The organism is Streptomyces sp. NPDC048172 (genome assembly GCF_043202595.1).
Lineage (GTDB): Bacteria > Actinomycetota > Actinomycetes > Streptomycetales > Streptomycetaceae > Streptomyces.
Window position 1 is genome coordinate 1,396,659 of record NZ_JBIDAT010000001.1, and the last position, 13,634, is coordinate 1,410,292.

Consider the following 13,634-nt stretch of genomic DNA (forward strand, 5'->3'; position numbering starts at 1 on the left):
CGCGGGCCGCGCCGCGCGCGCGGCCTCGTGATCCGTCCAACGGAGGAGACCCAGGTACCCCATGTCCACCGAATCCCTCTCCGTCCATCCCACGTACGGGAACTGGCGCAGGCCCCGGCGCCCGGGGCTGGGGCCGCTCGGCCTCGTCGGCACCGTCGCGGTGTTCGGCGGCCTCATCTTCGACCTTCTCGTGTCGCTGGCTTCCCTGCCCGCCGCCCTGGTGCTGGTCGCGCTGCAGGCCGTGTTCCTCCTGCCGCTGGCCGCGCGCACGATGGACGGGCGCAACGTCTACCAGCTCCTCGCGCTGCGGATCAGCTGGTTCCGCCGCAAGGGCAACGGGTCGACCACCTATGTCTCCGGGCCCCTCGGCCGTCGGTCGGGGGGCAAGTACCGCCCCCCTGGGCTGCTGAGCCGGGTCACGGTCATGGAAGGCCGGGACCCCTACGACCAGCCGTTCGGTGTGCTGCACCATCCCAAGCGGAACCTCTACACCGTCGTGCTCGGCTGTGAACCCGACGGCGGCTCCCTGGTGGACCCCGACCAGGTGGACACCTGGGTGGCGACCTGGGGCCAGTGGCTGGCCCGGCTGTCCTCCGAGCCGGGACTGCGCGGGGCCAGCGTGATCATCGAGACGGCCCCGGACACGGGGAGCCGGCTCGCCAACGAGGTGCTGCCGCGCATCACTCAGGACGCGCCCCCGGCGGCACGGGCCGTGATGGAAGAGGTGGTGCAGAGGTATCCGAGCGCTTCCTCGGAGATGCACACCTACATCGCGCTGACCTACGCGATACCCGGCGGCCAGAAACGCACCGACGAGGACATCGTCGACGACCTGGCCACCCGGATCCCCGGCCTGCTGGACGGACTCGTGGGCGCCGGCGGCGGCCCCGCCGCCCCGCTGTCGGCCGAGCGTATCGCCGAGGTCGTCCGGGTGGCCTACGATCCGGAGGTCGCCTCCGACGTGCTCGACGCCCGTGTGCAGCTCGGCGGTACCGGGCTGGAGTGGGAGGATGCCGGACCCTCCGCCACCGTGGAGACCCCCAAGGCCTACCAGCACGACTCCGGCGTGTCCCGCACCTGGATGCTCACGCAGGCACCGCGCGGCACGGTCCGGGCCAACGTGCTGCGGGGCCTGCTGGAGCCCGCGCCCGGCACCCGGCGCAAGCGCGTCGCACTGCTGTACCGCCCCATAGACCCGGCGACCTCGGCACGCATCGTCGAGTCCGACCGGCGGGCGGCGCAGTTCATGGCCACCTCCAAGCGCGGCCTGGTGCAGGCCCGGGCCGCCAACGAGGTGCAGGCCACCGAGCAGACCGCCGCCGAGGAGGCCACCGGCGCGGGGCTCGTGGAGTTCTCGCTGATGGCCACCGTGACGGTCGACTCCGACGCCGAACTCGACGACGCGAACACCACGGTGCGCAATCTGCTGGCCGGAGCCCGGCTGCACATGCGTCCGGCCGACCGGATGCAGGCGGCGGCGTTCAGCTGCACGCTGCCGACCGGGATCCTGCCGTGGGAGTACACGCTGGTACCGCGTGAGCTGAAGGAAGCACTGTGACGAAGAGGGAAGCAGGCAAGCCGAAGAAGCAGCCCACCCGGTCCACGGGCCGGCCCACCTCCTCGCTCGGCTGGCCCGGCCCGGGCGGTGGTCAGGTCGCCAACATGGACCCGCCGTCGATGTGGCGTGCCACCACCGTGCAGGCGTGCGGGCTGTGGCCGTTCGCCGCGGGCTCCGGGGCGCCGATGAGCGGCGTCCCGCTGGGCAGGCACCTCTACACCGGCGCCACCGTGTGCGGCGACCCGCTGTCGTGGTTCACCCGCGCGCACTACATCTCGAACCCCTCGCTGTTCATGCTCGGCATGCCGGGCCTGGGCAAGTCCACCCTGGTCAACCGGATGCTCATCGGGCTGGCCGCGACCGGTGTGGTGCCGCTGGTGCTCGGCGACCTCAAGCCCGACTACGCCGACACCGTACGGGCCCTGGGCGGCCAGGTCCTCTCCATCGGGCGCGGGGTGGGCGGCATCAACGTCCTCGACCCCGGGGCCATGGGCGCCGCGGCGCGGCGCATCGGCGGCGCGGCGGGCCAGGCGCTGGCCGCCGAGACCCACGGGCGCGTCCTCAACATGGTCGCCGCGCTCGTCACCATCGTGCGGGACCGGGCCATGGACGACCACGAGCAGTCGGTGCTGTCCGCCGCCCTGCACCACCTGCGCGAACGCACGCCCGAGGGCTACCAGCCGGTGCTGCCCGACCTGGTGCGGGTCCTCGCCGAAGGCCCCGACCGGGTGCGCGCCGTGACCCTGGACCGCGGCGACGAACGTCGCTACCAGGACGCCGTGGACCCGCTGCACCGCTCGCTCCTGGGCGTACTGGACGGCCCGTTGGGCGACACCTTCGCCTCGAACACCGTCACCCGTATCGACCTGAACGCGTCGTCGGTGTGCGTGGACATCTCCCGGATCGGCGAGGCGGACACCCAGCTCACCGCGGCGGCCATGCTCGCCGCCTGGTCCGACGGCCTGGGCACCGTGGCCGCCTCGCACGCGCTCGCGGACGCCGGACTCCAGCCCCGGCGCTGGTTCTTCACCGTCCTCGACGAGCTGTGGCGGCCGCTGCGCGCTGCCTCGGGCATCGTCGACCGCATCGACGCGCTGACGAGGCTCAACCGTACGCTCGGCCTGGGCGACGCGAAGATCACGCATACGCTCAAGGACGCCGAGGCGCTGGGCAGCGAGGCCGACCGCTTCAAGGCGCGCGGCTTCGTGGAACGCGCGGGCATGGTGGTGTGCGCGGGGCTGCCGCGCCAGGAGATGGAAGAGCTGGGCCAGGTCGTCGGCCTGACCCGCAGGGAGATCGAACTGGTCTCCTCCTGGTCCTCGCCCCCCGGCTGGGCCGCGCAGGGCGAGCGTGACGAACCGCCCGGCCGGGGCCGATTCCTGATCAAGGTCGGAGGCCGCCCCGGCATCCCGATCCAGGTCGCCATCACCGACACCGAGCGGCAGCTCCACGACACCAACAAGCGCTGGATACCCAACGAACCGGCGGACGGGGCACAGGCAGGACACGTCCTCGACCTGTCCGCGCGCGACCGGACGCCCGGGAGGCGGGCCGTATGAGCGGCCCGCGGGGCGGCGGCCAGGGATACGGCAATGACCTGGCCGCCTGGGCGATCCCCCTGGCGGCGGCAGTGGGGCTGGTGCTGTTCGGAGGGGTGTGGGCCGGCGGGACGCTGGGCGCGGTGCTGACCGGATCGGGCTGGCATCCCCCGCCGTTCGCCATGACGACGTTCGGCACCCTGCTCAGCGACGGACCGGGGGACCTCTGGCCGGGCGCCCCGCCGTTCGCCGTCGTCGCCGGGATCGTCCTGGTCTTCGGCTCGGCCGCCTACGGGGGCTGGCGGCTCGTACGCAGCGTCATGCGGTACTCCTCCCGCACGAAGGGCCTCGCCGGGACGAAGGAACTGGCGGCGATGTGCCCAGCGGGCATCGCCGAACGCGCCCGCGACCTGCGCCCCACTCTCAAGGGCCGCGAGCACCTCCACCCCGACGAGACGGGCAATCTGCTCGGCGACCTCGACCCGAGGGGGCCCGAACTGCGGTCCTCCTACGAGGACGTCGAGCTGGACCTGATGGCCCCGCGCGCCGGGAAGTCGACCGGCATCGCCGTCCCGCGGGTGCTGCGTGCCCAGGGCCCGGTGCTGCTGACGTCGAACAAGTCCGACGTCTACTCCGTCACCCGTGCCGAACGCGAGAACGCCGGGACGGTCTGGACGTTCGACCCCCAGGGCATCGCCCACACCCCGCGCGGCATGTGGTGGAACATCCTCTCCGACTGCCACACGATCGAGGGCGCCCGCCGCCTGGCCGGGCACTTCGTCGCCTCCGTCAACGACGACCAGTCGAAGAAGGACTTCTGGATCTCCGCGGGCCAGAACACCCTCACCGCGCTCTTCCTCGCCGCGGCGCGCGGCGGGGCCTCCGTGACCGACATGCTGGGCTGGCTCGCCGACCCCGCCGACCGGACCCCGATCGACCTGCTGCGGGACGTCGACATGCACGCCATGGCCGAGCAGTTGCAGGGCACGATCCGCGGCGCGGTCGAGACCCGCGACGGCATCTTCGAGACCGCCCGGCAGTGCGTGGCCTGTCTGCTCGACCCGGAGATCGTGAAGTGGGTGTCGCCCGATCCCGTGCGCCCGGAGTTCAAGCCGCACGAGCACGTGCTGGGCAAGGACACGCTCTACCTGCTGTCGAAGGACGGCGGCGGCTCGGCCGCGGGCGTGATCGCGGGGCTCGCCGACGCGACGATGCGCGCGGGCGTGATCGCGGCCGAGCGGATGGGCGGCCGGCTCGATCCGCCGATGACCGCGGTCCTCGACGAGGCCGCCAACGTCTGCCGCATCTCCGACCTGCCCGACCTCTACAGCCACTTCGGCTCGCGGGGCATCAACGTCGTCACCCTGCTGCAGAGCTACCGCCAGGGGCAGCGCGTATGGGGCGACGCGGGCATGGACGCCATGTGGAGCGCGGCCACGATCAAGCTGCTCGGCGCGGGGCTGGACGACGCCGACTTCGTGGAGAAGGTCTCCAAGCTCGTCGGCAACCGCGACGTGCGCACCCCCTCGATCTCCAAGAGCAAGGACGGCACGTCCCGTTCGTACTCCTACCGGCTGGACCCGGTGCTGCCCGCGGACAGCATCAGGGCTCTGCCCAAGGGAACGGCACTGCTGCTGGCGACCGGCGTACGCCCGGCGCTGATCCGGCTGCGCCCCTGGTACAAGGAGCCCGACGCGGGCCGGATCTCCGCGGCCGCGAAGGCCGAGACGGAGGCGATCACCGCCCGGGCCGCCCGCTCCTGGGCAGGCCTCCCGGTCGAGGACGCAGGGGGAGCCGGGGGAGCCGGGGGAGTGAGCCGATGGGTCCGGGACGCGGTGCCCATGGACAAGCCGTAACCCCCAACCCCCAACCCCCTGGATGACGGTCAGGGGCGGCGGGCCAGCGTAGCCGCACGGAGCAGCCACTCGGCCGGACCGTACCGGAAGCGCCCCAGCAGCCATCGCCCCAGGGCGAGTTGTGCGGCGTACAGCGCGAAGCACCCCGCCGTCACGGCCGCGGCACCGTGGCAGCCGTAGCGGGCAAGCCCGTATCCGGTGAAGACCCAGGCCGTCACCAGGGACTGCGTGAGGTAGTGCGTCAGGGACAGCCGACCGGCCGTGGCCAGGACGCCGGCGCACCGGCGTCCTGGCACCGTGCGCAGCAGGAGCAGCACGCCACAGGCGTACGCCGCCATCAGCGCGGGGGCGGTCAGGACGGTCACGGCCGAACCGATGTCGCTCCACCGCGAGTCCAGCGGCCCCATCCGGCAGATCGCCGTGAATACGCCGCCCGCCACTCCGAGGGGCAGACCGACAAGAAGGATCCGCACCAGCCGGGCGCGCGGCAGCCCCGTACCGTTGAGCAGCCCGAGCCGGCCCGCGGCGACTCCGGCCAGGAAGGCCGCGAAGATCTCGGCCCCGTAGAGGAAATTCCAGGGGAGCGCCGCGCGCAGCGACCGCAGATTGGTGTCGACGACCGATCCGGCGTCCCCCCGGCGGGCCTCCAGCCACTCGCGTACCGCGGCCGTCGTGCCGCTCTGCGCGGCGGCGGGCTCCGTCATGGTGAGGACGAGCAGGCCCCAGACCAGCAGGCAGGCGGTGGTGAAGGCGACGAGGCCCGCCGCGACACGGACCGCCGTGCGCGGGGCGATGTTCCGGACCGCGAACAGGGGGAGGCTCAGCACGGCGTACGACATGAGGATGTCGCCGGAGAAGAGCAGGACGCCGTGGGCGAGCCCCAGCAGGAACAGGCAGCTCAGCCTGCGCAGATGCCGGGCGGCGAAGGAGGCCTCGGCGCGCTCGGCGGAAGACCGCTGCAGCGTGAAGCTGTACCCGAACAGGAAGGAGAAGAGGACGTAGAACTTGTTGCTGGCCAGCACCGCGACGAGCCACTCGGCCGCCACGTCCACTCCGGACCCGGCCGCACCTCCCCCGGACTCCAGATGGAGCCCGGCCATGCTCGGGGAGTTCCCCAGCAGGATCCCCAGCACGGCGACCCCGCGCAGCACGTCGACCTCCCGTATCCGGGCGTGCCCCTGCCGGGGCTGCGCCGTGGCGCGGCCGGAAGAGGTACGTGGCCGGTGGCCCCGCGGCCTCGCGACCCCCTGATCCCGATCCGGCACATCAGCCCCCACCTCTTGCCCTCCGGCTCGGCCCCTGCCGATGCGAGCGTGACGAGCCCTCGACGGGTGGCTGGGCAGAGGTCTGGTGCGAGTGGCCCTGTGGCGAATGCGCTGCTGCGGCCGCGGCCTGAATCCGCGACCTCATCGTCTGCTCCATGCGCTGCTCCAGGCGCTGTTCCCGCCGGTCCCGCTCACGCTGCGGCAGCTGCTCGTATTGCATCAATGCCTGCTGTTGGGCATATCCGTGGCCCGGTGGCTTGTCCCACTCTTGATGCCACGCGGTCGTGAAGCGCTGCTCTGCCTTGCTCACCGCGTGCAGCTCCTCCGTCAACTCCGCCCGCATCGACCGCCAATCGCGGATCCTCGGGCGAGGGCCTTCGCAATCCCGCTGCAACAGGTCATACATACCCTCCACGCCTGCCCAGGCCTGCTGAACCGCGGCCCAAGCGCGGGCCACCTCCGGAAACTGTCCGAGCTCCGCCGGTCCGTATCCTGCTTCTCCGCTCATGCGCTTCCTTCGACTGTCGGCTGCCGGGGGCCGGGCCCGGTCTGGTTCTGGCACGACTCCGTGTCGCCGGTGCCGGTGCCGGTGCCGAAGCCGTCGGCGATCGATGAGTGTCGAGCGCCGAGCGGCTCCGTCACGGTTCACGGCGTGGCCCTACCGCATCGGGTCGAGCGTGAGCGTCATCTCCGTCGGAGCGCTGTCCTGGACGTAGGAGGCGAAGCCCGCCACGTCGTCGAAGGCGAAGCCGTACGCCTTGCCGTCCTCGTTGATCTGGTGCATGACCTTGAGGTACTCGTGGGCCGAGCGGCCCTGGTGGAACCGGCCAGGGTCGGTGGCGGGCTGGCGGTCCACGGCCGCCAGCGTCGTGCGGTTGAGCGCGGCGCCGATGACGGCCGCGACCGGGCCGCCGAGCTGGTCGTTCGGTGCGGCCAGAGCGCCGTCGCAGAACAGCACGTCACGGGTGGTCGGCTTCTCGATCGTGACCGTGCCGGGGCCGGTGAAGACGAGTGCGCTGCCGCTCACCCGCCCCTTGAACTCCCCCTGGTCGGTGGTGACGGTCAGGTCCTTCGTGGAGTAGGTGTTCCACACCTCATCGATGTACGCGTCGAGGTAGTCACCCGGGAACTTGCCGGCGTCGATCCCGTGGCCCGGCGCGATGATGCGGCGGTCGTCGACGATCAGGTCGGCGAACGCGCCGCGCGCCAGGGCCTTGAAGGCCCTGCTGCGGCCCCCGGGCCTGAGTTTGCCCGCGGTCTGCCTCTTCTGGCCCTTGAGGGCGAGCGAGAGCGGCACGCTGAACATGTCCACCGCGGTGGTGTTGCAGTACATGCCCGTGTCCTGGAACGTGAACTCGGCCCAGTCGTGCAGCACCGGGTAGTTCGGGTCCGACTCGACCCAGCCCGCCGGGTAGGCGAGCGCCGCCTTGCCGGTGCCGTCCGTGACGGCCTTGAACTTCAGCTTGTCGCCGAGCGCCGTGTAGATCCGGCCGCCGTCCATGTGCGGCAGATGAAGGCCGCGCGCGTCGGACAGCGGTATGGCGTAGTCGGTGAAGCCGTCCTGGCGGTTGTCGCCGAGCCCGACGGGCCGCGCCTCGCCCTCGGGCGTGAGCCACACCCGTTGGCCGTCCTTCTCGCCGAGGACGTAGAGGAAGACGGAGGTGTCGTCGAACTCGCCCGTGTTGTTCACGATTCTCAGCGGCAGTGCGGCGGACGCGACGCTGGAGGCGTTGAAGCCGCCCATCGTGCGTCCCCCGGCCAGCGCGAGCCCGGTGGCCGCTGCCGCGGCCGTGGTTCCACCGAGAAGTTTCCTTCGCGAGATCATGTGCCAGGTCCTCCTTGCTGGGCGTGCCAAGTCCGCTCTTCGAGCGGCACTACGCCCGCAAGCCGGCAACGGTTCACTCCGAGAGGCGGTGGTCCAGGACGACGAGCGGGGAGGCGGCGCGCGGCTCGGTCCCGTTACCTCTCAGTCCCGTGCGGGGCGCCGTCAGGGGGGCTCAGGGAGCCGTGCGGAGAGCGGTGAGGGCTTGTTGGACGAGCCAGTGCTCGGCCCGCTCGAAGGTCCACCCGTTGTCCTCGACGAGAGTGGTGAAGCCGGCGTAGCCGAAGAAGAACCACAGAATGTCGGTGGCCTGCTGGACGGTCATGTCCGGGTGCAGGCCGCCCGCCTCGTGCAGATGGGCCGCGACGGTGGCGACCGCGTCCCGGTAGCGGTCCGTCCCGAGGCGCAGTGCCTCGCTCGCCGCGGGGTTGTGGGGGGCGGTGGCCAGCACGACGCGCATGATGTCGCCGTAGTCCTGCCGCATCGACCGGACCACCCCGGCCGTGTACCGCAGGATCTCCTCCGGGTCCGTCATCCGGGACTGCCGCTCCATCGTCTCGGCGACGACGGGCGCCTGGCTCCACAGGTCCGCCAGCGTGCGCAGCAGCCCCTGCTTGCCGCCGCCGACGGCGTACACGGTCGCGGGTGCCACCCGTGCCTGCTTGGCGATCTCCTCGACCGTGGTCGCGAAGTAGCCCTGACGTGCGTAGAGCTCACGGGCCGCGGCGACGATCGCGCTCTGCGTCGCTTCGGCGTATTCGGCCCGACGGGTCTTGGGGGGTTCGGTCACAGCCCCTCATCGTAGCCGTCCAACGATCGATAGAGTTGCTATCAACTCGTCAGAGCTAGACTCTGATGAACGTACGACTGCTCTGCCCGCCATGTCGTCGCCCCTCCCGGCGGCCGAGATCCGTATCGAGGTGCCCATGACCGCATCGCCCGCTGACCCGACCACCGCGCTGACCGCGGCCCTGCGGCGCGTGATTCCCGCCGACCGGGTGCGGACCGCCGGTCCCGGTTACGCATCCGCCCGTGCCCTCTGGAACGGGGCGGTCACGGCACGGCCGCGCGTGATCGTGCACTGTCTCGGCCCGGCCGACGTGCAGGCGGGGATACGCGCCGCGCGCGAGGCCGGCGTGCCGCTGTCGGTGCGCGGCGGCGGGCACGGCTGGGCCGGGAGCGCGCTGGCCGACGGCGGCCTGACCCTGGACCTGTCCGGCATGCGCCAGGTGGAGGTGGACCCGCGGTCGCGGACAGCGCGCGTCGCCGGTGGTGCGACCGCCGACGACGTCGTCGGCGCCGCGCAGGCGTACGGCCTGGTCGCGGCGACCGGCACCGTCGGTACCGTCGGGATGGCGGGACTGGCGCTCGGCGGTGGCTACGGGCCGCTCTCTGGCCGTCTCGGGCTCGCGGTGGACAGCGTGCTGTCCGTCGATGTCGTGCTGGCCGACGGCTCCTCGGTCACCGCCGACGCCGAGCACGAGCCCGAGCTGTTCTGGGCGGTGCGCGGCGGCGGCGGCAATTTCGGCGCGGTCACCGGCATGCGCCTGCGGCTGCACGAGATCCCGGCCCTGCTGTCCGGCATGGTCATGTACCCCGCCACACAGGCCGATTCGGTGCTGGCCGGGCTCGCCGACCACGTGCCGGGGGCGGGTGCCCCGGACGAACTGACCGTGCAGAGCGGATTCGTCGCCGGACCGGACGGGTCGCCGGTGGTCTTCGTCGCGCCGACCTGGTGCGGTGAAGCGGAGGCGGGCGAACGCGCCATGGCACCGCTCACCCGCCTCGGGGACCCGCTGCTGGCACAGCTCGGCCCCACCACGCTCGCCGAGTCACTGGCCGGGACGGACGCCATGTTCCCCGCCGGACGACACGTCGAGATCACCACCCGTACCCTCCCCGGACTGACCCCCGAGATCCGCGCCGCACTCGTCACCGGCGGCGGCACCCTGACCTCGCCGCTGTCGGCGCTCAGCCTGCACAGCCTGCACGGCGCCGCCACCCGGGTCCCCGCTGCCGACACGGCGTTCGGCCAGCGCGCCCCGCACCTCATGGCCGAGATCATCGCCATCTGGGAACCGGACGACCCCGCGCCCGCCAGGCACCGCTCCTGGGCCCACGAGGTGTCGCGGGCGCTGGAACCCCACGCGCTGCCGGGCGGTTACGCGAACCTGCTCCCGCCCGAAGCGGCCGACCAGGCCGCGCACGCCTACGGCGCCAACGGCGCTCGCCTGCTCGCCGCCAAGCGCCGCTTCGACCCCGACGCCGTCTTCCACGCCATCCCGCTGCCGGGACCACCCCGCGCCGCCCGCTGACCGCGCTGCCGCAGGGACTTCCGAGGGACTTCTGAGGGCTTCTGAGGAACTTCTGTAGGGGCTTCCCGCCTCAGCACTCGATGACGTTCACCGCGAGCCCGCCCCGTGCCGTCTCCTTGTACTTGACCTTCACGTCAGCCGCCTCCCGGAGGAGCTTCGTGACCTGCGGTTTCAGGTCCAGCATAGTGATCGGCAGTGTGGTCAGGGACTTCTCAGGGACTTTCTGCCCTGCGCTGCTCGGGGCGAGCCAGGAGTCCATGGCCGCGAGCCCACGCCTGCCCGCCTCCGGCATGAAGTGAGCGTAGTGGTCGAGCGTGATCTTGGGCGAGGAGTGGCCGAGCCACTCTGCGAGGCTGACGACGGACTCGCCCGCTTCGAGCTGCACGCTGGCGAAGGTGTGGCGCAGGACGTGGAACATGTCCTCGCGAGATACCTCGTAGACGGGGTGCTTGCGGACCCGCTTGCCGTGCTGCTTCACCTTCTCGCCGACGACCTTGATCAGACCGGCGGACGCGAGCGCGGGCTTCCACGAGCGTTCGTTCCAGGTGTTGTACTTGATCGGGTTGCCGTGTGAGGTCGTGAGGACGAGGTTCACGGCCACGGGCCTCCGCTGGCGGGCTTCCGAAGGCGTCTCGGGAGCCTCGGGGTTGCGCCACGGGAGGGTGCACTCGACGGAGGGGAACCGCCGGAAGTGGTCCCGCGCGCGCAGAGCAAGGTTCGGGGAGAGCGGGGCCGTCCTCGTCTTCTGCCCCTTCGGCAGGCAGAAGTAGGGCCGGGCCTTCGCGTCCCAGCGCAGTTGCCGCCGGATGTGCACGACGCCAGCCTCGAAGTCGAAGTCCTCTTCGGCGAGCCCGAAGGCTTCGCCTTGACGGAGCCCGGATCCGAGCCCGACGTCGACTGCCAGGTGGTACCGCTCCTGGAGGCCAGCTCGTACGGCGTCGACCGTCGCGCGGCGCCACGCTTTGGCCTTCTTCCGGGTACGCCTCGGAGCCTTCACCGTCTTGAACTGCTTGCACGGGCTCTTGAGGATGCGCTTGTCGTCGACGGCTGCGTTGAAGATGGTCGTGAGGTGAATCCAGATCACCTCGGCTGTGGAGGCTTCGACCCGAGAGAGGAGCTGCCCCTTGAAGGTGCGGAGTGCCGAGGCGTCGACGTCGCACAGGGGGAGAGGGCCGAGGAACGGAATGATGTGATTCCAGATCCTGCTGCGCATCGGGGCGGCCGTGGACGGCTCGTCGGAACGGCTGGGCCACCAGTGATCTTCGATGTAGTCAGCGAGGAGGATCGCACCGTCGCGCGGGTCGATGAACTCGCCTCGCTTGGTGTCCGTCTGCGCGGACGCCAGCCACTGCTTCGCGTCCTCGGCCGTCGCGAACGAGCGGTCCTGGATCCCAGGGATGCCTTTGACCCGGTAGCGCAGCCCTTTCCCGTATTGGGAGGTGCGCTCGCGCTTGCCGGTCTCCTTGTTCGGCCGCTTCTTGAGCCATCGGTCTTCTATGTAGCCAGGCAATGGTCTTGCTGCTCCCCGGTAGGCACACGCGGAAGGTCCGCCGGTCGGTCGGTGTGAACCTGACCCGGAGCTGGTTCTTATCCCGCGTTCGAAGATGGATTTGAAAACTTGCGAGCGCTACGGGAGCGGCTACGCCTTGGGCGAGCGCACGCGCCGCTGCGGCCTCTTGGCCAGGGGGCTCAAAGCGGGATTCGACCGCGAATCCGCCATTTCCTGCGCCGCGACCCAATCGTCCAAGGCCGAGATGCGGTACATCACCCGTCCGCCCATCCGGAAGCTCGGCGGGCCTTGGCGGCGGTGTCGCCACACGTAGAGGGTGTTGGGGGATATGCCCAGGTACTCTGCGGCCATTGGGAGGGTAAGGAAGGCTGCTTTCGGGTGCGCGGTCGTCACGTCCGTCATGTAGTAGACCCCACTTCAGTCGGAAGTGGGGCCACTGTGCTGAAGGCGCAACGGTTTGGCGGTGCCGGATATCGATGATAGGGGGAGCGTTGGCTCCTCTGGTCAGGCGAAGGCTGCGGGGCGGGCACATGAGGGGGTATCGGTCATCTTGTGGAGGAGGCGGGCGATGGTGCTGGCGCCTTACCTTCCGGGAGCTATCGACCGGTCAGCGATTCGATGATCTGAACTACGCGATCCCAGCCGACGAACGGCAAGGCGGCCAATATCGCGGTACCGGCCGTCACCCATGGGTGCAGATAGTCGGGAATGCCGTGACCAGGCAAGAGTCGGCTTACCAGTACCGCCATGCAGATCGCGGATGCGATAGCCAGGCCGATCCGGAGAGTTCCCCCTGCGCGTAGCCGTGCGCGTGAGACGGGTTGCGCATCAGCCAGGGCGTCTGGGTCGAGCAGCTTGGACAGCCGTCCTTTCGCGTGTCTCTCACCCACCACCGCAAGCAAGTTCGCCAGTTCTTTGAGACCGGTGTGCGGCGACTCGTCCACCTTGGCTAGGCTCTGTCGTAGTGCCCCTGCGACAAGAGCCGCGTGATCGCGGGCGGGGCTTCGTCGGGTGGACTTCAGCGGGATTGTTCCCCGGGTCCGATGTGCAGCCAGGACATGCCCTTCCACCGCGCGACATGAACGATCCAGCCGCCGTAGGGTTCTTTCGTACTCAGCCGGCTCGCCGTCGAAGACGTTGGCGCAATCCTTCAAGGCCCTGTAGCACCACCAAGTGAGGCGGTACCGGCGTAAGGCACCACGAGCAGCGCGAAACCATGCGAGCCATATCGTGGGGAGGAGCCACGCGAACAACACCAAGGCGCCCGCTGTCGTGCTCCCATCGGCCTCCTGACCGCCGATCAACACCTTTGCGGCTACACGGACCGGTGGGACTGGACGGGAATTCTCGATGGGTTCTTGCAAGGCGCGGACCAGTGGCTCGTACCACTCCGCAGTGATCGTCATAGCCACTACGGCCACGAATCCAGCCAGGTACGGGAACGTCTCCAGCGTGCTGCGCATGGCATGCAGAGCCACGTGCGTCTGCGTCAACTCCGCACCCAGCTTCAGCCGTTCTGTGGCGTTGTCGAGTTCCTGTAAATCGTCCGCGCTGGCCTTCACGTTGACCCTTCTCCGCCATCGGTGGAAGCGGACTACGCGCACCAAGGCGAGACGTCGAGTTCGGACTCTCCAAGGACTGGCTATACCTGAATTTCGGGGGAGCAACGTCATGGGCGGAAACAGTAGAGCCGCCCTCTGACAATCGGCATCGACGGCCGAGGCGTCCTCCTTCGCGGGTAGGGCCAGGTTCGGCGGCGGGCCGAGGCCA

General features: G+C 70.6%; 10 protein-coding genes. 4 read left to right on the forward strand and 6 right to left on the reverse strand.

Translation table 11 applies throughout. The features are described 5' to 3' along the window. Positions 1–61 precede the first annotated feature (61 nt). From ACGF3A_RS06445 to ACGF3A_RS06455, 3 genes are all read left to right on the forward strand, one after another. Positions 62–1,558 (forward strand): SCO6880 family protein, encoded by a 1,497-nt coding sequence (locus ACGF3A_RS06445; RefSeq protein WP_393726348.1) that lies wholly within the window; start codon positions 62–64, stop codon positions 1,556–1,558. 104 nt (positions 1,559–1,662) lie between these two features. Continuing rightward, positions 1,663–3,117 carry an ATP/GTP-binding protein gene (locus tag ACGF3A_RS06450; RefSeq protein ID WP_393727180.1) on the forward strand — a complete coding sequence of 485 codons (1,455 nt, stop codon included), beginning with the start codon at positions 1,663–1,665 and terminating at the stop codon, positions 3,115–3,117. Further along, positions 3,114–4,952: a type IV secretory system conjugative DNA transfer family protein gene (locus ACGF3A_RS06455; RefSeq protein WP_393726350.1), complete on the forward strand. Its 1,839-nt coding sequence runs from the start codon at positions 3,114–3,116 to the stop codon at positions 4,950–4,952. Before ACGF3A_RS06450 ends, ACGF3A_RS06455 begins: the two co-directional genes overlap by 4 nt. A 29-nt stretch (positions 4,953–4,981) precedes the next feature. Here ACGF3A_RS06455 and ACGF3A_RS06460 read toward each other — a convergent pair whose 3' ends face one another. The 3 genes from ACGF3A_RS06460 to ACGF3A_RS06470 form a co-directional block, all read right to left on the reverse strand. After that, positions 4,982–6,103, reverse strand: a complete 1,122-nt coding sequence (locus ACGF3A_RS06460) for a DUF418 domain-containing protein (RefSeq protein WP_393726351.1) — start codon at positions 6,101–6,103, stop codon at positions 4,982–4,984. A 772-nt stretch (positions 6,104–6,875) separates the two neighbouring features. After that, entirely contained in the window at positions 6,876–8,042 is a 1,167-nt protein-coding gene (locus tag ACGF3A_RS06465; RefSeq protein ID WP_393726353.1) for a beta-1,3-glucanase family protein, read from the reverse strand. Between the two features lie 172 nt (positions 8,043–8,214). After that, the gene (locus tag ACGF3A_RS06470) at positions 8,215–8,829 is read right to left on the reverse strand and encodes a TetR/AcrR family transcriptional regulator (RefSeq protein ID WP_393726355.1); all 615 of its coding nucleotides are present in this window, start codon (positions 8,827–8,829) and stop codon (positions 8,215–8,217) included. A 91-nt stretch (positions 8,830–8,920) separates the two neighbouring features. Here ACGF3A_RS06470 and ACGF3A_RS06475 point away from each other — a divergent pair, with 91 nt between their 5' ends. Further along, the gene (locus ACGF3A_RS06475) at positions 8,921–10,354 is read left to right on the forward strand and encodes an FAD-binding oxidoreductase (RefSeq protein WP_393726356.1); all 1,434 of its coding nucleotides are present in this window, start codon (positions 8,921–8,923) and stop codon (positions 10,352–10,354) included. Positions 10,355–10,424: 70 nt separating this feature from the next. Here the strand turns inward: ACGF3A_RS06475 and ACGF3A_RS06480 are convergent, their stop codons facing one another. From ACGF3A_RS06480 to ACGF3A_RS06490, 3 genes are all read right to left on the reverse strand, one after another. After that, positions 10,425–11,864: a tyrosine-type recombinase/integrase gene (locus ACGF3A_RS06480; RefSeq protein ID WP_393726357.1), complete on the reverse strand. Its 1,440-nt coding sequence runs from the start codon at positions 11,862–11,864 to the stop codon at positions 10,425–10,427. Between the two features lie 129 nt (positions 11,865–11,993). Beyond that, positions 11,994–12,266 carry a helix-turn-helix transcriptional regulator gene (locus ACGF3A_RS06485; RefSeq protein ID WP_393726358.1) on the reverse strand — a complete coding sequence of 91 codons (273 nt, stop codon included), beginning with the start codon at positions 12,264–12,266 and terminating at the stop codon, positions 11,994–11,996. Positions 12,267–12,460: 194 nt separating this feature from the next. Then, positions 12,461–13,426 (reverse strand): hypothetical protein, encoded by a 966-nt coding sequence (locus ACGF3A_RS06490; RefSeq protein WP_393726360.1) that lies wholly within the window; start codon positions 13,424–13,426, stop codon positions 12,461–12,463. Between the last annotated feature and the right edge of the window lie 208 nt (positions 13,427–13,634).